Below are 17,142 nucleotides of genomic sequence, written 5' to 3'. Positions count from 1 at the left end.
TCCCAAGCTCTCCCGCGGCTGTAACCTCAGGTGGTACGGGCGACTTCGCCAAGCCAAGGTCCGGGCGGCCGCCCGGACCTTGGCTCAATCGCTTCAATCCCACGAAATCTCTCTCGTGTAGATACAAGGTGGCTCGGCGAAGCCGAGACGGAGTGGGGGTCGACCAGCGCGGCACAAGACAATTCACGCGCTAAGCCGTCATGCCACGCGATCGCCGCTACCAGCCGCCTGGAAATGCGCGCGTCCCGTAGCGCTATGGCGGGGCAAGAAACCCAACTCCTGGAAGGCCGACGCTTCTAATGCGGCTGCCACATCGGGATGATCGAGGCGGCCAGCACCAGCGCCAGCACGATGTTGAGCGCGCGCCATTGCCATTCGGTCTTGAGCAACCGTGCCAGCACCATGCCGGCCGCGCACCAGGCAGACAGCGAGATGGCCGCGGCAAGGCCGAAGGTCGAGCCGAGCAGCAGCGCCAGTTGTCCTGGCCCGTCGGCAAGCGCGGCGAAGGAGGCCGCCGCGCCCAGCCCCATCGCCCAGCCCTTCGGGTTCATCCACTGGATGCCGGCGCCGCCCAGGAAACTGTTGGGCCTGGCCATCGCCACATCGAGATTGGGTGGGCCGGCACGGCCGATCTTGATCGCCAGCCAGACAAGATAGAGCGAGCCGATGATTTTCATCGCCACCTGTAGCGACGGCATGGCCAGCAGCAGGCCGGCCAGTCCAGCGCCGGCCGCGCCCGTCACCGTTGCGAGGCCGGTCGCACTTCCGACCAGCAGCGGAACGGAGCGGCGGAAGCCGAACCGCGCGCCTGAAGCGGTCGACAGGGTGGTGGCGATGCCCGGCGTGGCGGTGGCTACGAAGGCAAACAGTATCAGCGGCAGAATAGGCTGGAGCATGGGGCATCCTCGTCGGGAGATCCATGGTAGACGCGGGCTTGCATCAGTAAATGCAATGTTTGCGATGGTCCGCATTAGCGTCTATAATGCAACATGATCCGCAATCTCGACACCAGCCTCGTGCGCACCTTCGTCACTGTCGCCGACAAGGCGAGCATGACGGCGGCGGCGAATGCGCTCCACCTGACGCAGGGCGCGGTCAGCCAGCAGGTCAAGCGGCTGGAGGAGACGCTCGGCTGCAGCCTGTTCGAGCGCGACCGGCGCGGTCTGCGCCTGACCCATTCCGGCGAGCGGCTGTTCGACAAGGCCAGGCGCCTGCTCAGCCTCAATGACGAGATCTGGTCCGAGATGGCGGGGAGCGCTGTCGCCGGCCAGGTGCGGCTCGGCGTGCCCTACGACCTTGTCGGCACCTTGCTGGCGCCCGTCCTGAAAGCCTATGCCGAAGCCTATCCGCAGGTCGAGATATCGCTGCTCTGCGCCTCCTCGCCGGAACTGGCGGCGGCACTGGCGGCGGGAACCATCGACCTCGCGGTGATCGAGGAGCGGGTCGGCCCGACCTCGGGCGAATGCCTGGCCGTCGACCGGCTGGTCTGGGTCGGTGCAAGGGGCGGGGCGGCCCGCGCCAAGCGGCCATTGCCGGTCTCGATCGTTGCCGATACCTGCGCCTTCCGGCCGGTGGTGCTGTCGGCACTCAACGAGCATGGGCTGGAATGGCGCAGCGTGTTCGAGAACGGCAATATCGACGCGACCACGGCGACGGTTCGCTCGGACCTGGCCGTCACCACTTGGCTGGCCTCCACCGTGCCTCCGGATCTCGACATATTGCCGTTCGATGCCGGCCTGCCGCCGCTGCCGAATTTTGCCATCAACCTGCATCTGCCGGGGCATGGCGTGGGTACGGCTGCGCGGGAGTTCGCGCGGCATATCCGTGATGGGCTGGGGCGGCGGGCGCAGGCGGCTTGATGGTGCGCCCTTTCTCCCTGTACAGTGACGGGGAGAAAGAACCACTCACTTCCAGTTCCTACGCCGCTCGAGTTCGGCGTCGGATGGTTCGCCCGTAACAAACGAGCCGACCTCGATTTCGCCCGCGCGCTCATAGGTCGCCATGATGACGCCGGTGGTGGATGCCTGCGATTTGACCAGCTTGAAGGCGGCCGGCATCGCGGCATCGCCGAACAGCCGCTTGCCCTTGCCCAGCAACAGCGGGAAGGTCATCAGCCGGATCTCGTCGATCAGCCCGTTGGCGAGCAAGGTCTGGATCAGATTGCCCGATCCCTGGATGAGCAGGTCAGGTCCATCTTCTTGGCGGAGGCGGCGCAAAGCCGCTATGATATCAGGCCCGAGCGCGTGCGTGTTCTGCCAGGCCAGGGTATCCGGCCGATGCGTCGCCACATATTTGGTCGCGGGGTTGAAGGCATCCGCGATCGGATCTTTCTGATAAGGCCAGTACGCGGCGAAGATGTCGTAGGTTCTACGGCCGAGCAGCAGGGCGAACGGTTTGGAGAACAGGTCCTCCATTGCCGCGCCCGCCACCTCGTCAAAGTAGTGGAACGTCCAGCCGCCGAATTTGAAGCCGCCGACCGGATCTTCTTCCGGCCCGCCCGGCGCCTGCATGACGCCATCGAGACTGACGAAGGTCGCGGCGATGATTTTTCTCATCCGTCTTCTCCTTTTTGCGATCCGCGCCGTCACGGCCGGATTCAACTTACGACGAACGGCAGGCTTCCTTTTCGACACGCTACGACAAATTTCTAGCCGTTGTCGCCGGCGTGAACGGGGTCGGAGGAGAACCAGACTTCGCCGAGGATTGCGGTGGCGGTGCTGTCTGGCTGCCTGTCCTCAATCAGCCAGACAGAACGGCTGCGCGTGGCCTCTTCGCGTGTCGGGATCTTCGCCGCAGGAGGGATCGCCGAGGCGCCGACGCAAGGGATGAACCACGAGCGCATGAAGGGATGGCAGGCAAAGCCTTTTTCTCTGTGAGTCACCATCACCGCGAACGGAATGCTCTCGGCCGGACGCCAGGGGAAGATCATGCGGCCACCGGGGCGCAGCGCCCTCAGCCATCCGGCGGGAGGGGCCACGACGCCAGCATTGACATAGATGATGTCGGATGGCGGCAGGGGCGAGGTCACGGCATCGCCATGGACAACCGTCGCATTGCCATAGGCTTCGAGATTCCTGCGCGCCAGTTCGGCCATCTGGTCGTCGAGTTCGAAAGCGGCGACGGTGCCGCCTGGCGAAACCAGCGTGGCCAGCAAAGCCGTGTAGTAACCGCTGCCGGCGCCGATATGCGTGACGGCCTCGCCGGGTCTTGGCGCCAGCTTTCCGATCCACATGGCGTGCAGGAACGGCTCGCCATTGTTGATGCCCTTTTCGGCGTCGAGCGTCACCAGCACATTCTGGTAGATATGGGCCGGGTCCGCGGTCGGCGTCGTGATCTTGGCGTTGCCGGCAATGACCGTCCATGGCCCCGGACCGAGAAAGGCCTCGCGCGGCACGCTGGCGAACACCTCTTCCAGGCGCGGATCCGATGAAGCGGCGTTGGCCGCCATCAGCCGCGCGTAGAATCTCCTGATGTCTTCGATGTTGCTCATGGCATCGGGAAAGATAGAGCGATCTGGCGGTTTGTCCCGGATTAGACGGAGCTTCAACCAACCCCGGACATGGTGTCGTAGAGCAGCTTGAAATTGAGCACCAGGATGACGGCCGCGACAACCCAGGCCAACGCCGCCACGCCGCGCGGGATGGCAAGGTTGCCCATCTTCTTCTTGTCGGAGACGAACTGCACCAATGGGATGACCGCGAAGGGCAGTTGCATGGACAACACCACCTGGCTGAACACCAGCAGCTGGCTGGTGCCCTTCTCGCCATAGAGCGCGGTAACGGCCACCACCGGAATGATGGCGAGGCCGCGCGTCAGCAGCCGTCGTGCCCAGTTGGGAATACGCAGACGCAGAAAACCTTCCATGATGATCTGGCCGGCGAGCGTTGCCGTCACCGTCGAGTTGAGGCCCGAGGCGAGCAGTGCCACGGCAAACAGGATCGAGGCGATGCCCAGGCCAAGCAGTGGCGACAGAAGCTTGAAGGCCTGGTCGATCTCGGCGACATCCTGGTGGCCGGTGTCGTGGAAGGCGACCGCCGCGACGATCAGGATGGCGGCGTTGACGAACAGCGCCAGCATCAAGGCGATGGTGGAGTCCGCCGTCGCCCATTTGATGGCATCGCGCTTGCCCGCGTCGGTGCGTTCATAGGCGCGGGTCTGCACGATCGAGGAGTGCAGATAGAGATTATGCGGCATTACCGTGGCGCCGATGATGCCGATGGCGATGTAGAGCATCGCCGGGTTGGTGACGATGTCGGAAGACGGCACGAACATCGAATGCAGGATCGTGCCGGCCGGCGGGGCGGCAACGAAGATCTGGATCGCAAAGCAGCTGAAAATGATGATCAGTAGCGCCACGACGAAGGCTTCGAGATAGCGGAACCCCTTGTTCATCAAAAGCAGCACGAGGAAAGCGTCGAGCGCGGTGAGTATGGCGCCGCCGATCAGCGGGATGCCGAACAAAAGCTGCAGCGCGATCGCGGTGCCGATCACCTCGGCGAGGTCACAGGCGATGATGGCGAGCTCGCAGGCGATCCACAGCACGAAATTGACCGGGCGCGGGTAGTAAGCGCGGCAGGCCTGGGCGAGATCGCGGCCGGTGGCGATGCCAAGCCGCGCGGCCAGCGCCTGCAGCAGGATCGCCATCAGGTTGGACAGGATGATGATGAACAGCAATGTGTAGCCGAACTGGGCGCCGCCGGCGAGGTCGGTCGCCCAGTTGCCCGGGTCCATATAGCCGACCGAGACCATGTAGCCCGGCCCCATGAAGGCGAACAGGCGGCGGAACCAGACGCCTGACGTCGGCACCGCGATGCTGGAATTGACCTCGCGCAGACTGGGCTGGTCGTCCTCCTCCCGTTTGGCGAACCGCCATGCGGACCGGGGGGCTGTGACGTCTGCTTCCGACATGAAAAGGCTTTCCGCAGGTTCCGGAGAATGCCCCTAAGCTATGCCATGGCTCAACATTATGCAATAGGCTATATTTCATTGTCGGTGCTTGTTGTGAGGGCGGGCAGCCGGAGACGCCGGTTGCACCTCTCGCGGAATGCAAATAAACGGCCTGAAGAATCAGAGCCTGTGCTATAAAAGCAGCGACGGCTAAACTTCCGAGGAGGAGTGCGCTTGGCGCTGAAGAACAGACCGGTCCCGCGTGAGCCGTTGCTCGATGCCGATATCCATTCGGAAGGGTTCCGGCAGACCCGCGAAGCGCGCCGCAGCGCGCTGGTCGAGGATTATGTCGAGCTGATCGCCGATCTGATCGAGGATGGCAACGAGGCGCGCCAGGTCGACATCGCCGCGCGGCTCGGTGTCGCCCAGCCGACGGTGGCCAAGATGCTGACGCGGCTGTGCGCCGACGGGCTGGTGTCGCGAAAACCCTATCGCGGCGTGTTCCTGACCGAAGCCGGCCGCAAGGTCGCACAGGAAAGCCGCATCCGCCACCAGACGGTGGAAGCCTTCCTGCGCTCGCTCGGCGTCAGTGCCGAGACGGCGCGCATCGACGCCGAGGGCATCGAGCACCATGTCAGCGCCGAGACGCTGGACGCGTTCCGCAAGGCGATGACGGCGCGCTGAGGCGCGTCATTGCCGGGTTGCCCGACAGCGTTAGCCGCTGGAACCGCCGCCGCTTATGCGCGTTGCTTCTCATCGCGCGCTTGTTGCGCGCCAGGGAGGAAGCAATGGGCGTCGAGCAGGCACCGACCGCGAAAGGCAAGCAGGCAGCCACAGGACTGAAACAGGCGGCGGCCAGGGATGAGCGCAAGACCGAGGCCGAAATGGGCCATCCGCTGAAGAAAGGCGCCGATCGTTTCGAGGAACGCTCGAAAAGCTCGGACGGCAAGAGCGCCGGCGCCAAGCAGAAAGAGTAGGCCGGCAGCAATTCTGGATCGATGCTGATGACGATCGAGTGGCGCCCGCCCGAACGCTTTGTCTTTCAAGGACATTCAATTGCCTGGGGCGAAATGGGGGAAGGACCGCCCGCCGTCGTTCTTCACGGTACCCCATTCTCCTCGGTGGAGTGGCGCCGCATCGCGCCATGGCTCGCGAAGCAGCGGCGCGTCCACTATTTCGACATGCTTGGCTATGGCTGGTCGGACAAGCCTGACGGCGACGTGTCGCGCGGCATCCAGAACGAATTGTTCGCGGCGCTCTATGCCCACTGGAAGCTGGAACGGCCCGACGTGGTCGCGCATGATTTCGGCGGATCGACCGCTCTGCGCGGTCATCTGCTCAATGGGTTGGAGTTCCGCTCGCTGGTGTTGATCGATCCGGTGGCGATCAGCCCGCAAGGTTCGCCGCTGGTCCAGGCAGCCAAACAGAACGAGAAGGTTTTTGCCGAGCTGCCAGCGTATGTTCACGAAGCGATCCTACGCGCCTACATCGATGGCGCGACGTACAATCCGTTACGCGAAGACGAGATGCAGGCCTATCTGCGTCCATGGCTTGGCGACGAAGGCCAGAAGGCATTCTGGAGGCAAGTCGCGCAGATGGATGACAAGTACAGCGAGGAGGTGGAGTGGCGATATGGCGAGGTTCGATGCCCGGTCACCATCCTCTGGGGCGACAATGACGATTGGATCCCGGTAAAGGACGGCCGGGAACTGGCGCGGCGCATTCCCGGCGCGACGTTTCAGACAGTCCCTGATGCGAAGCATCTCGTCCCGGAAGACGCGCCAGAAGCGATCGCCGCTACGGTCCTTCAGTTCTGGCGGAGCATGGAAGCCGGCTAGGGGACCGATCAACCCTTTGTTTTGGCGTAATTCCCGTGCTCCTATCGGGTCTCCGCGTAGGCCGTCTGCTGGACCGTCGTCACGGTGCCTGTCGTCAGCGATGATACCAGCGGTTCGCGGCCGCGGTGGCCGGGCACCAGCCGCACCACGTTGTAGCCCTTGGCTCTGAGGTCGGCCAGCAGGTGCGGCAGCATTTGCGCGGTGCGCGGATGGATGTCGTGCATCAGGATGATGCCGGAACCGCGCTGTTCGATACCCGCCATGGTGCGCTTGCGCAGCTGGTCCGGCGTCGACGGGAAATAATCCTTGGAATCGATATCGGCGTCGATGACGACGATGCCGCGCGCCGCGAGCTGGCGGCGCAACGTCGCCGTCGAGGCGAGATAGGGGAAGCGGAAGAAGGGCGCGACGCCGTGCAACGACGGCACCAGTGCGGCAGACACGCTCTTGATGCCGCCGTCGATCTCCGCTTGCGCCCCCGTGGCACTCATATGCGTCAGGTTGGCATGGTTCTGGGTGTGGGTGCCGATGGTGTGGCCGTGCGCGGCGACCTCGCGCACAAGGGCAGGGTAGGAGCGGGCCATCTGGCCGACCATCATGAAGGTCGCCTTGACGCCGGCATTGTCGAGCACTTTCAGGATGTTTTCGGTGCGGCCGGGCATCGGGCCGTCATCGAAGGTCAGCACCACCTCGTGGTTGCGCAGCCTGAGGTCGGCGATGCTGTTGACGGTGACGCTGCGGCCGGCAAGGCCGCTGAAGGAATGCGAGGAGAAGAAGCCGCCGGCGCCGGTCTCCTTCGGCTCTGTCGCATAGGCGAGCTTGCCATCCTTGGCGTCGGTCGCAGGTTTCGCCGTCGTGCAACCGGTGGCCAACGCGCCCAAGGCGACAATGCCAAACAGCTGCGCCAGACGGCGCCCGGACACGAAAGCCATGGCGGAAGGATCCCTTTGAATCGCTTACGCTTTTAGTCCTCTTATGGTTAATGAAGGTTTACTTCGGGCTGTCGTCCAATCAGCCGACGGCTCACTCGCTGACATCCTGCTTCCAGCTGCGCGGGTGGCCGTCGACGCGGAACTGGAAGATGAAATAGGGCGGGATGCAGGTGCCTTCGCCAGGCTTGGCCTCGGGCAGATCGTCATATCCGGCGGTGCAGATATAGTCCTCGCGGCAGGGATGCGCCTTGTCGCAGGCGCGCAGGCCGGCGGTCTTGGTGAATTCCTTCGTGCAGAATTTATGGTCCTTGCCGGACGCGATGCAATCATTGAAGCCGGTCTTGGCGAGGCGACCGCAACTTGCCTCGTCGGGGAGCTTGTCGCAGCTCGCCTTGCGCAGCATGCCGCCGGGAAAGCCGCCGGTCTTCTGTTCGGGATTGTCGTAGCGCTGGCGCGCGGCGCCATAGCCGGCGAGCTTGACCGCCGGCTTCCTGTCGCGTGCCGGATCGATGGCGCAATCCTTGGCGGTTGCCGGCGACAGGCGGCAATACCGGTCGCTGCCCCAGGTCGACATCCTGATTTCGCCGAATTCCACGGGGTCGCCGACCGCGGTGCCTTTCTCGCTGACGCAGGTGCCGAAACCAGGATGGATGGCGCTTTCGTGGACCCCGGCGCAGCGCAGGCCGGTGCCGCAGGTCCAGTCCTTGAAGCTTTCATCCTCGCCGCGATAGCAGATCGAGCCCCAGCCATTGTAGAGATCGGTGCCTTTCAGCGCTTCGGCGTATTTCCGGTCCGGACGGGCGGCGAAACCCCTGGTGAAATCGGGATCGCCGCCGGCGGCGAATTCCTCGACGATGGCGCGGCGGCGCGGCAGGTCGGCGAAGAAGACGGCCGAGCCCGGCACGAAGACGGCATTACGGCGTGGTTCGCTGGCCGGGTCCGCGCCGGTATAGTGAAAGCCGGCAATGCCATGCGTCTGGTGGCAGCCGGTGCAGGACATCTCGTTGAGGCGCAGGTTGAAGCCGGCGGCCGACTTGATGGTGGCGAGTGTGTTGCCCCTGGCGACATAGTCGTTCAGCGCCTTGTCGATGTCGGCGTCGTCGACCAGCCCATGGACGATGTCGTTCTGCGAGCGGCTCAACCCGCCGGGTGCCACCGAGACGGCGCTCTTGGCCAGGAATTTCTCGTCGACGACCAGCCGGCCATGGTCGAGATCGTAGATGTTGCGGTCGGTGAGCAGCCATTTTGCGAAGGCTGGCCTGTCGGCCAGCACCGTCGCCCGGTCGATCTCGTTTTCCATCCTGGCTTCATAGAAGCTTGAAATGGCCGGATCCCATTTGAATATTTTCAGGAGATACTCGGCGTGGCCGCCGAAATCGCGCCGCGTCGAAGCCGACAGCCTGAGCACCTGCATGTTGAGCTCGAGCCGCATGATCTGGGAAGAATTGAGCATGGCGCCGGACAGCGGGCCTTCGTCGGAGCGCAGCCAGGCGGCCAATTGCTCGGGTGGCAGGTCCTTTCGACCGGCGGCCAGCCAGCGCCTGGCGACGTCCGCACAGGACGCGTCGGTGGCGCCGGGCAGGTCCTTCGCAACGCGGGCCTGCGCCTTCCCGGGCTTGGCGTTGAAGACCAGGCTCATGGTCAGCGGCAGGCGCGACGAAATGCGCTGGCCGGGCTTGCCCTTCACCGGTTTTTCCTGGACCGAATAGTGGAAGCGGTAGATCAGCCGGATCTCGCCGCATTCGGTGTGGCCGAGGTAGCCTCGGTCCATGCGGTTGACGACGCCGGTGAGGTCGAGCGTCGAGCCGTCGTCATCGATGTATCTGGGATTGAATTTCTGGCTGGTGTCGTTCGATTTCGCCATGGCCGCGACATAGGGGTCGGGGCTGGTCTTGGGCTCTTCTGATATCTCGCGCTTGACCGTGTCGCGCACCGTGGCCAGCGCCGGCACCGAAAACAGGCCGCGATTGTCGACGTCGCGGGTGAGGCCGAGGGCGGGGCCGAGCAGGCGGCTGATCGACAGGCCGCCACGCTCCAGCGCTTGCAAGGTGGCGGGATCGGTGACCGCGACGCTGGAATCGAGCGTCACCGCGCCGGCATTTGCAAGCCCAAGGCACAGCACCAGCAGCGACAGGAAACCTGCGATCGTCCTCAAGCCTCGAACCCCTCCGATCCCGGCGATGCTACAGGCCTTGCGCGCTCCCGGCCAGTGCGGTGAAACGGCCACCCAGCGCCGCCGCCCTCACGAAAAATGCTGTGACTTGGCGCAACCATTACGATAATTGTTTGTTGGATTGAGCCGGCCTGCCGGAACAACGGGAAAGTTTGCAGCGAGGAGTTGCCATGCTCTGGAGAGGCCGTCGTCAGAGTGACAATATCGAGGACGACCGCAGCGACAGTGGCGGCGGCGGGATCGGTGGCGGCGGCGGTCAGTTCCAACTGCCCATCGGCGGCCGGACGGGTGGCGGCGGCAGTATCATCCTCGTCATCCTTGTCGTGATCGCCGGCTGGTATTTCGGCTTCGATCCCTCGGCGATCCTGGGCGGTGGCGACGGCGGCCTGCTGCCGGGCGGCGGTGGCCAGATCACGGACAACAGCGGCGGTGGTCAGGATAGCAGCGCGGGTAGCCCGGCCAATGACGAGATGAAGCAGTTCGTGGCGACCGTGCTCGCCGAGACCGAGGACACCTGGACGGGCATCTTCAAGTCGCAAGGCCTGACCTATGAGGACCCCAAGCTGGTGCTGTTTTCCGGCCAGGTCCGCTCCGCCTGCGGTTTTGCTTCCGCCGCGGCCGGACCGTTCTATTGTCCTGGAGATCACAAGGTCTATCTCGACATGACCTTCTTCCAGCAGCTCGACCAGCAGTTCGGCGCTTCCGGCGAGTTCGCCCGTGCTTACGTCATCGCGCATGAGGTCGGCCACCACGTACAGAACCTCACCGGCATCATGGGCAAGTTCGACCAGATGCGCCAAGGCATGAGCGAAGCCGATGCCAATCAGCTGTCGGTGCGCATCGAACTGCAGGCCGACTGCTTCGCCGGCGTGTGGGCGCACTACACCGGGCAGAAGGGCATATTGGAGCAGGGCGACTTCGAAAGCGCGCTGAACGCGGCCAAGCAGATCGGCGACGACACGCTGCAGAAGAAGATGCAGGGCTATGTCGTGCCGGAAAGCTTCAACCACGGCACCTCGCAGCAGCGTCAGACCTGGCTGACGCGCGGCTACAAGAGCGGCAAGCTGTCGGACTGCAATACGATGAGCGGGCCGCTCTAAGCAGTCGTTTTCGGAAAAAGACGTGACGGCGAGACGCCGTCAGGGAGTGTCAGGATCAAAGCTTCCTGCCTGTTCCCTCACTGTTCCTTTTTGCTTGCTCGCCTATAAGGTGCGTCCGCCCGCGCCCCAGGACGGCCAGAGGAGCTTGACCATCATGATCGACCCCAAAACCGCCAGGCGGGGCCTCGCGCTCGTCTTCACGACGCTGCTGCTCGACATTATCGGCTTCGGCATGATCATGCCTGTGCTGCCGGCCTTTCTCAGGGAGTTGACTGGCGTCGGCATCAGCGAAGCGGCGATCGAGGGCGGTTGGCTGTTCTTCGTCTATGCGGCCATGCAGTTCTTCTTCGCGCCCATCATGGGCGGCCTGAGCGACCGGTTCGGACGGCGGCCGATCCTGCTCGCCTCGGTGCTGACCTTCTCCATCGACAATCTGATCTGCGCCATTGCCTGGTCCTATCCGATGCTGTTCATCGGACGTGTGCTGGCCGGCATTTCGGGCGCCAGCTATTCGACGACGTCGGCCTTCATCGCCGACATTTCGAACGACGAGAACCGGGCGAAGAATTTCGGCCTGCTCGGCATTGCCTTCGGCGTCGGCTTCGTCATCGGGCCGGTGCTGGGCGGCCTGCTCGGCACGTTCGGCCCGCGCGTGCCGTTCTTTTTTGCCGCCGGGCTCGCCTTCGTGAACTTCCTGATCGCGATGTTCTTCCTGCCCGAGACGCTCGATGAAAAGCATCGCCGCCGCTTCGAGTGGAAACGCGCCAATCCGGTCGGCACGCTCCTGCAGATGCGCCAGTACCAAGGCATAGGCTGGATCGGGCTGGTCTTCTTCCTGATGACGCTCGGCCATATGATGTATCCGGCGGTGTGGTCGTTCGTCTCCAACTACCGCTATGGCTGGAGCGAGCAGCAGATCGGCTTCTCGCTCGGCGCCTTCGGCCTGTGCGGCGCGATCGTCATGGGCACGGTGCTGCCGCGTGTCATCCCCAGGCTCGGCGAGTGGAGAACGGCGGTCATCGGCCTGACCTTCACCGCGGCCAGCGCCTTCGGCTATGCCTTCGCCTCGCAAGGCTGGATGGTCTATGCGGTGATCGTCGTCGGTTGCCTGGAGGCGCTGGCCGATCCGCCGCTGAGAAGCCTCGCCGCCGCCAAGGTGCCGCCTTCGGCACAAGGCGAGCTGCAGGGCGCGATGACCTCGATCTTCTCGATCACCTCGATCATCACGCCGCTGCTCTATACCGCGATCTTTTCCTGGTTCACTGGACCCAGCGCGCCCGTCACCTTCGGCGGCGCGCCCTATCTGGTCGGCGCGTGCTTCCTGGTGCTGGCGGTCATCGTCTTCGTCACCAAGGTGACGAGACCGGCGACAATCGGAAACGCCGCCGCCGATGTGGCTGAAGACGGAGCACAGGCATGAGCCATGACGGCCGCATCGCGCTGACCAGTGACGGGCTGTCGCTGTCGCGCCTGGTCTTTGGCGCGTGGCGCCTGCTGGATGGTGGCGTGCGCTCGGACGCCGGTGCTCGGTTCGATGAAGCCGGAACGTCTGGCTTCCATGGCCAAAGCACTGAATATCGTGCTCGACCGCCAGCAATGGTTCACTATCCTGGAAGCCAGCGAAGGCCGGCCGGTGGCGTGAGGTTGGGGATCAGGCTTCAATCCATTCGCCGGGGACATCCAACGCCTTTGCCAGCATCGTGCTGGTTTGCGCGGAGGGTTTGCGGCGATTGGATTCAATGTCCGACAGGAAGCCCTGACTGACCCCAATGGTCCGCGCCAGGTCGGCTTGCGTCAGCTTGCGCCAGTTGCGCAGCGCCTTGAGGCGGCTGGAACCTCGCAAAATATCCATGGTCACCTCGGCGGGCAGGGCCTTTTCAGCTTTGAACTCAGACTTCCGCTCATCGTAGATAGCCACATCCGCAGCGTCTTCCTGGGCTTCTTCGGCCGCATGCAGCAATGCCTCGTAATCCGCCTTCGGGATAACGACCAGTTCTTCGCCGGTCGAGGTCCTTATGATTTGAGGGGCGTTCATGATGTCCTGTCCCATGGCCTGCTGTAGGTCGTCGTTTCACGCTTGCCGATATAGATCGCAAGGATCGTGGTGCGATCTTCATCGAATATGACGCGGTAGCGGCCAATCCGGAGCCTATAGCCGTCCCTGCCGGAAAGGCGCTTTACATCTCCACGGCCGCTGGCCGCGTAAGCGATCAAACCCTCGGAAACCTGCTCGCGGACATCAGCCGGCAGGTTGTCGAGATCGCGAGCCGCCGGTGCCGAAAGAACGATCGTCTTCACGAGTACAAATATCGCATAAATATCGCTCTTTGTTAAGCGATATTATCGCAGCCGCCGATTTTGCGGGATCAGGCCCGCTCGGCCAGCAATTCCTCACCGCGCTTCTGGCGGATCAGGTTGACGAAGCGGCGGAACAGATAGTGCGAATCCTGCGGGCCGGGCGAAGCCTCGGGGTGGTGCTGGACGGAAAATACCGGACGGCCGGTGAGCGCGATGCCGCAATTCGAGCCGTCGAACAGCGAGACATGGGTTTCCTCGACACCCGCGGGCAGCGAGTCGGCATCGACGGCAAAGCCATGGTTCATCGAGACGATCTCGACCTTGCCGGTTGTGTGATCCTTGACCGGGTGGTTGGCGCCGTGATGGCCCTGATGCATCTTGGCGGTCTTACCGCCCAGCGCCAGCGCCAGCATCTGATGGCCGAGGCAGATGCCGAACACGGGGATGTCGGTCTTGAGCAGGTCCTGGATGACCGGCACGGCATAGTCGCCCGTGGCTTCCGGATCGCCGGGGCCATTGGAGAGGAAGATGCCGTCGGGCTGCATGGCGAGGATTTCCTCCGAACCGGTGCTGGCCGGAACCACCGTCACCTTGGCGCCGAGGCCGGCGAGCAGGCGCAATATGTTGCGCTTGACGCCGTAGTCGATGGCCACGACGTGCAACGAAGGCTCGTCCTGCTCGCCAAAGCCTTCGTTCCAGACCCAGGGCGTCTCGCGCCAGACCGAGGACTGGCCCGACGTGACCTCCTTGGCGAGATCGAGCCCGATCAGGCCCGACCATGCGGCGGCGCGCCGCTTCAGGTCGGCGAGGTCGAAGACGCCGTCGGGCGCGTGCGCGATGACGGCGTTGGCCATGCCTTTTTCGCGGATCAGCGCGGTGAGCGCGCGGGTGTCGATGCCCGAGAGCGCGACGATGCCGCGCTTCTTCAGCCATTGATCGAGATCGCCGGCGGCGCGGTAATTGGACGGGTTGGTGACATTGGCCTTGAACACGGCGCCGACGGCGCCGGCGCGGGCGGCCGGGTTGAGGTCTTCGATGTCCTCGCCATTGGTGCCGATGTTGCCGATATGCGGGAAGGTGAAGGTGACGATCTGGCCGGCATAGGAAGGGTCGGTGAGGATTTCCTGGTAGCCGGTGAGTGCCGTGTTGAAGCAGACTTCGGCCACCGCCGAGCCGGTGGCGCCGAGGCCGCGACCCTCGATGACGGTGCCGTCTGCCAGCACCAGAAGGGCGGTCGGCTTTTCAGTGGCCCAGGGTGGGGTCAGCGCGGGCGTCATCTCGGCCATGGCGGCACTCCTATCAGGCCGCGCTGCAACGAGCCCGGCGGGCCATCTGCGCGGCAAAGGGCGCGAAGCAGCGATTTCGCAGCCTCCACGCAGTCAAGCTTCAGTTCATGCAAGGCCCAGTACATAGGGGAAGGGGGCAGGGCGGTCAATGATCATGCGAAACGCCGCCGCGATTTATTTCATTGAGGAATATCATAGGCTTGCCCTGGCATATGAGGGTTTGCGTTGGCCTGTCCCCGGCGCTATTGTCCGCGCCGACCGAAGGAGAGAGATCAATGCGCGCGAAAATCGCCGAATCCCTGAAGACCGCGATGAAGGCGCAGGACAAGCACCGGCTGCCGACATTGCGGCTGATCCAGGCCGCCATCCACGATCGCGACATCGCCAATCGCGGTGCCGGCAAGGACCCTGCCAGCGACGAGGAAATCCTGCAGATCCTGGCCAAGATGGTGAAGCAGCGCGAGGAATCGGCCAAGGCCTTCGACGACGGCAAGCGGCCGGAACTGGCGGCTCAGGAGCGCGGCGAGATGGAGATCATCCGCGGCTTCCTGCCGACGCAGCTTGACGATGCGGCGGTCACCGCGGCGGCGCGCGAGGCGATTGCCGCCACCGGTGCGGCCAGCCAGAAGGACATGGGCAAGGTGATCGCCGCGCTCAAGCAGAAATATGCCGGCCAGATGGATTTCGGCAAGGCAAGCGGCATCGTCAAGGGGCTGCTACAGTAGGGCTTTTACCCGCGCGTCGGCAGGCGTCCAACACGGCCACTCACGGCAAAGCCGTAGCTTGCTATTGGGTTGATTTCCCAGGCTCCAACGCACGGCGCAAAGCCGGCGCTTCCTGCTGGATATGGTTCCACAGACGGTTGGCGACCGGCCCGTGCGGCCGGTCGCGGCGGCGCGCCACGACCAAGTCGTCGGTGCGGCCCGGCAGATGACTGCCGGAAATGGACAGGAGCTGCCCGTCGCGCAGCTCTTCCGCGATCAGGAAATGCGGCAGGTGGCCCCAGCCGAGGCCTTGGAGGATGATTTCCTTCTTCATGGCTTGATCGGGGACCAGACATTGCGGCGCGCCTTCGACCACGAAGTAGTCCTGTCGTGGTGAATGCAGGGCGGTGTCGCGCATCACGCATTGGGTGAATGCCTGCATCTTCTCCAGTGTGATCGGTCGTTCGATGCACTCGGGCAGGAAGCCCGGCGCCACCACGGGAATGAAGGGCACCTTGCTGAGGTCGATCCATTCGATCCGTGCGTCGCCCTTGTCGATCCAGTGCAGGATCAGATCGGCTTTGTCGTCGAAAAGACGCTCCGACGGGCCGCCGACGGCTTCGAAATGGAGATGCAGCCGGGTGCCGGGGCATTGGGCGAAGAACCGTCCGAGCATGCCCAGCACCCGCGGGCGCGGGCAGAGGTCGCCGATCACGACATGGATTTCGCTTTCCTCGCCCATCGAAAGCTGGGCGGCATGGACGCGCAGGCCGTCCAGTTCGCGCAGCAGCTGCTGCGCGCGCCGCTGGAACGACAGCCCCGCTTCCGTCGCACGAACGCGATAGCCGCTGCGGTCAAGAAGAACCAGATCGAGCTGCCGTTCGAGCTTGGCGACAGCGGCGAACACCGCCGGGTGCGAGCGGTGCAGCATGGCGGCGGCCGGCTGAAAGCCGCCGGTGCGGATCACGGCGTCGAAGCACTGAAGATCGTGCAAGGTGAATTCGGCCATGTCAGCTTTGATTACAGAGATTGTCGTATCTTTGTAATATCACCAAAATCCGGCCACGGCTACGCTTTGCCTCATTCACCGTTCCAAAAGGATTTTCATCATGAGTGAGCTGAATTTCGTGACTGTCGGCGACGGCACGCGCATCGCCTATCGCTTCGACGGCGACGCCGGAAAGCCGGTGCTGGTGCTGTCCAACTCCATCGCCACCACGCTGCATATGTGGGATGGGCAGGTCGGCGAACTGTCCAGGCATTTCCGCGTTCTGCGCTACGACTTTCGTGGTCATGGCGGGTCGAGCGCGCCAGTCGGCGCCTATTCCCTCGACCGGCTTGGCCGCGACGTGATCGAACTCATCGATGCGCTCGGCCTCGGGCGCGTGCATTTTCTCGGCCTGTCGCTGGGCGGTTTCGTCGGGCAGTGGCTCGGCGTTCATGCGCCCGAGCGGATCGACCGGCTGATCCTGAGCAACACCTCGTCTCACCTTTCGCCAGCAAGTTATTTCGACGAGCGGATTGCCGTCGTGCGGCAGGCGCCGGACATGTCGGAAACGGCCGAAGTGTTTCTCAACAACTGGTTCCCGGCGGACATGGTGGCGGCCAACGAACCCGTCATCGAGGAATTCCGCGCTATGCTGCTTGCGATCGACCGGCAAGGCCTGGCCGGCCTGTTCGCGGCGGTTCGTGATGCCGATCTTCGCCGCACCATCGCGCTGATCTCCCGGCCGACGCTGGTGATCGCCGGCGAGCAAGACACGGTGACGGCGGCGAGCCATAGCGAGCTGATCGCGGCCGCGGTGCCCGGCGCGAAGCTCGTCGTGCTGCCCGCGGTCCACTTGTCGAACGTGGAATACCCCGCTGAGTTCATGAAGGCCGTGCTCGATTTCCTGCACTAAGCCGGTGCAGGGCGCCGTGGGTA

General features: G+C 64.0%; 18 protein-coding genes. 8 read left to right on the top strand and 10 right to left on the bottom strand.

Translation table 11 applies throughout. The features are described from left to right. Positions 1 to 296: 296 nt before the first annotated feature. Positions 297 to 896, bottom strand: coding sequence for a LysE family translocator (locus EN851_RS29150; protein ID WP_135867266.1), 600 nt, complete (start codon positions 894 to 896; stop codon positions 297 to 299). Positions 897 to 989: 93 nt separating this feature from the next. On the opposite strand from EN851_RS29150, the gene EN851_RS29145 reads away from it, so the two are divergent. Further along, on the top strand, positions 990 to 1,859 hold the full coding sequence (locus EN851_RS29145) for a LysR family transcriptional regulator (protein WP_135930551.1): 870 nt from the start codon (positions 990 to 992) through the stop codon (positions 1,857 to 1,859). 45 nt (positions 1,860 to 1,904) lie between these two features. Here EN851_RS29145 and EN851_RS29140 read toward each other — a convergent pair whose 3' ends face one another. The 3 genes from EN851_RS29140 to EN851_RS29130 form a co-directional block, all read right to left on the bottom strand. Then, positions 1,905 to 2,555 carry a dihydrofolate reductase family protein gene (locus tag EN851_RS29140; RefSeq protein ID WP_135920933.1) on the bottom strand — a complete coding sequence of 217 codons (651 nt, stop codon included), beginning with the start codon at positions 2,553 to 2,555 and terminating at the stop codon, positions 1,905 to 1,907. Positions 2,556 to 2,647: 92 nt separating this feature from the next. Then, on the bottom strand, positions 2,648 to 3,490 hold the full coding sequence (locus tag EN851_RS29135; protein WP_189521951.1) for a protein-L-isoaspartate O-methyltransferase: 843 nt from the start codon (positions 3,488 to 3,490) through the stop codon (positions 2,648 to 2,650). A 53-nt stretch (positions 3,491 to 3,543) separates the two neighbouring features. Further along, positions 3,544 to 4,908, bottom strand: coding sequence for an Nramp family divalent metal transporter (locus EN851_RS29130; protein ID WP_135930550.1), 1,365 nt, complete (start codon positions 4,906 to 4,908; stop codon positions 3,544 to 3,546). 213 nt (positions 4,909 to 5,121) lie between these two features. Between EN851_RS29130 and mntR the strand changes: the two genes are divergently transcribed. The 3 genes from mntR (at position 5,122) to EN851_RS29115 (ending at position 6,725) form a co-directional block, all read left to right on the top strand. Continuing rightward, positions 5,122 to 5,571: a manganese-binding transcriptional regulator MntR gene (mntR, locus tag EN851_RS29125; RefSeq protein ID WP_127870037.1), complete on the top strand. Its 450-nt coding sequence runs from the start codon at positions 5,122 to 5,124 to the stop codon at positions 5,569 to 5,571. A gap of 104 nt (positions 5,572 to 5,675) precedes the next feature. After that, a complete protein-coding gene (locus EN851_RS29120) occupies positions 5,676 to 5,864 on the top strand; it encodes a hypothetical protein (RefSeq protein ID WP_127870038.1) in 189 nt (62 codons plus the stop codon). Between the two features lie 27 nt (positions 5,865 to 5,891). Then, the gene (locus EN851_RS29115; protein WP_135930549.1) at positions 5,892 to 6,725 is read left to right on the top strand and encodes an alpha/beta hydrolase; all 834 of its coding nucleotides are present in this window, start codon (positions 5,892 to 5,894) and stop codon (positions 6,723 to 6,725) included. Between the two features lie 41 nt (positions 6,726 to 6,766). On the opposite strand, the gene EN851_RS29110 is transcribed toward EN851_RS29115, so the two are convergent. Together EN851_RS29110 and EN851_RS29105 are read right to left on the bottom strand one after the other, a co-directional pair. Next, positions 6,767 to 7,657, bottom strand: coding sequence for a polysaccharide deacetylase family protein (locus EN851_RS29110; RefSeq protein WP_135930548.1), 891 nt, complete (start codon positions 7,655 to 7,657; stop codon positions 6,767 to 6,769). A 91-nt stretch (positions 7,658 to 7,748) separates the two neighbouring features. Continuing rightward, on the bottom strand, positions 7,749 to 9,812 hold the full coding sequence (locus EN851_RS29105) for a hypothetical protein (protein ID WP_135930547.1): 2,064 nt from the start codon (positions 9,810 to 9,812) through the stop codon (positions 7,749 to 7,751). A gap of 188 nt (positions 9,813 to 10,000) precedes the next feature. On the opposite strand from EN851_RS29105, the gene EN851_RS29100 reads away from it, so the two are divergent. Next, a complete protein-coding gene (locus tag EN851_RS29100; protein WP_135916337.1) occupies positions 10,001 to 10,930 on the top strand; it encodes a neutral zinc metallopeptidase in 930 nt (309 codons plus the stop codon). Between the two features lie 154 nt (positions 10,931 to 11,084). Next, a complete protein-coding gene (locus tag EN851_RS29095) occupies positions 11,085 to 12,350 on the top strand; it encodes a TCR/Tet family MFS transporter (protein ID WP_127870043.1) in 1,266 nt (421 codons plus the stop codon). Positions 12,351 to 12,581: 231 nt separating this feature from the next. Here the strand turns inward: EN851_RS29095 and EN851_RS29085 are convergent, their stop codons facing one another. The 3 genes from EN851_RS29085 to carA form a co-directional block, all read right to left on the bottom strand. Next, a complete protein-coding gene (locus EN851_RS29085; RefSeq protein ID WP_245464452.1) occupies positions 12,582 to 12,980 on the bottom strand; it encodes a helix-turn-helix transcriptional regulator in 399 nt (132 codons plus the stop codon). After that, positions 12,962 to 13,228 carry a type II toxin-antitoxin system RelE/ParE family toxin gene (locus tag EN851_RS29080; RefSeq protein WP_127279691.1) on the bottom strand — a complete coding sequence of 89 codons (267 nt, stop codon included), beginning with the start codon at positions 13,226 to 13,228 and terminating at the stop codon, positions 12,962 to 12,964. The genes EN851_RS29085 and EN851_RS29080 overlap by 19 nt, the downstream gene beginning before the upstream one ends. Before the next feature lie 68 nt (positions 13,229 to 13,296). Further along, positions 13,297 to 14,514: a glutamine-hydrolyzing carbamoyl-phosphate synthase small subunit gene (carA, locus tag EN851_RS29075; protein ID WP_127279692.1), complete on the bottom strand. Its 1,218-nt coding sequence runs from the start codon at positions 14,512 to 14,514 to the stop codon at positions 13,297 to 13,299. Between the two features lie 275 nt (positions 14,515 to 14,789). Here carA and EN851_RS29070 point away from each other — a divergent pair, with 275 nt between their 5' ends. Then, a complete protein-coding gene (locus EN851_RS29070) occupies positions 14,790 to 15,239 on the top strand; it encodes a GatB/YqeY domain-containing protein (RefSeq protein WP_135930546.1) in 450 nt (149 codons plus the stop codon). 61 nt (positions 15,240 to 15,300) lie between these two features. On the opposite strand, the gene EN851_RS29065 is transcribed toward EN851_RS29070, so the two are convergent. Next, positions 15,301 to 16,227 carry a LysR family transcriptional regulator gene (locus tag EN851_RS29065; protein ID WP_135930545.1) on the bottom strand — a complete coding sequence of 309 codons (927 nt, stop codon included), beginning with the start codon at positions 16,225 to 16,227 and terminating at the stop codon, positions 15,301 to 15,303. Between the two features lie 100 nt (positions 16,228 to 16,327). Here EN851_RS29065 and EN851_RS29060 point away from each other — a divergent pair, with 100 nt between their 5' ends. Further along, positions 16,328 to 17,119, top strand: a complete 792-nt coding sequence (locus EN851_RS29060) for an alpha/beta fold hydrolase (protein WP_135930544.1) — start codon at positions 16,328 to 16,330, stop codon at positions 17,117 to 17,119. Positions 17,120 to 17,142 lie beyond the last annotated feature (23 nt).

The sequence above is a fragment of the Mesorhizobium sp. M8A.F.Ca.ET.208.01.1.1 genome, from assembly GCF_004791315.1.
GTDB lineage: Bacteria > Pseudomonadota > Alphaproteobacteria > Rhizobiales > Rhizobiaceae > Mesorhizobium.
The sequence above is the reverse complement of the archived record's forward strand: the minus strand, read 5'-3'. Positions and strand labels throughout refer to the sequence as shown.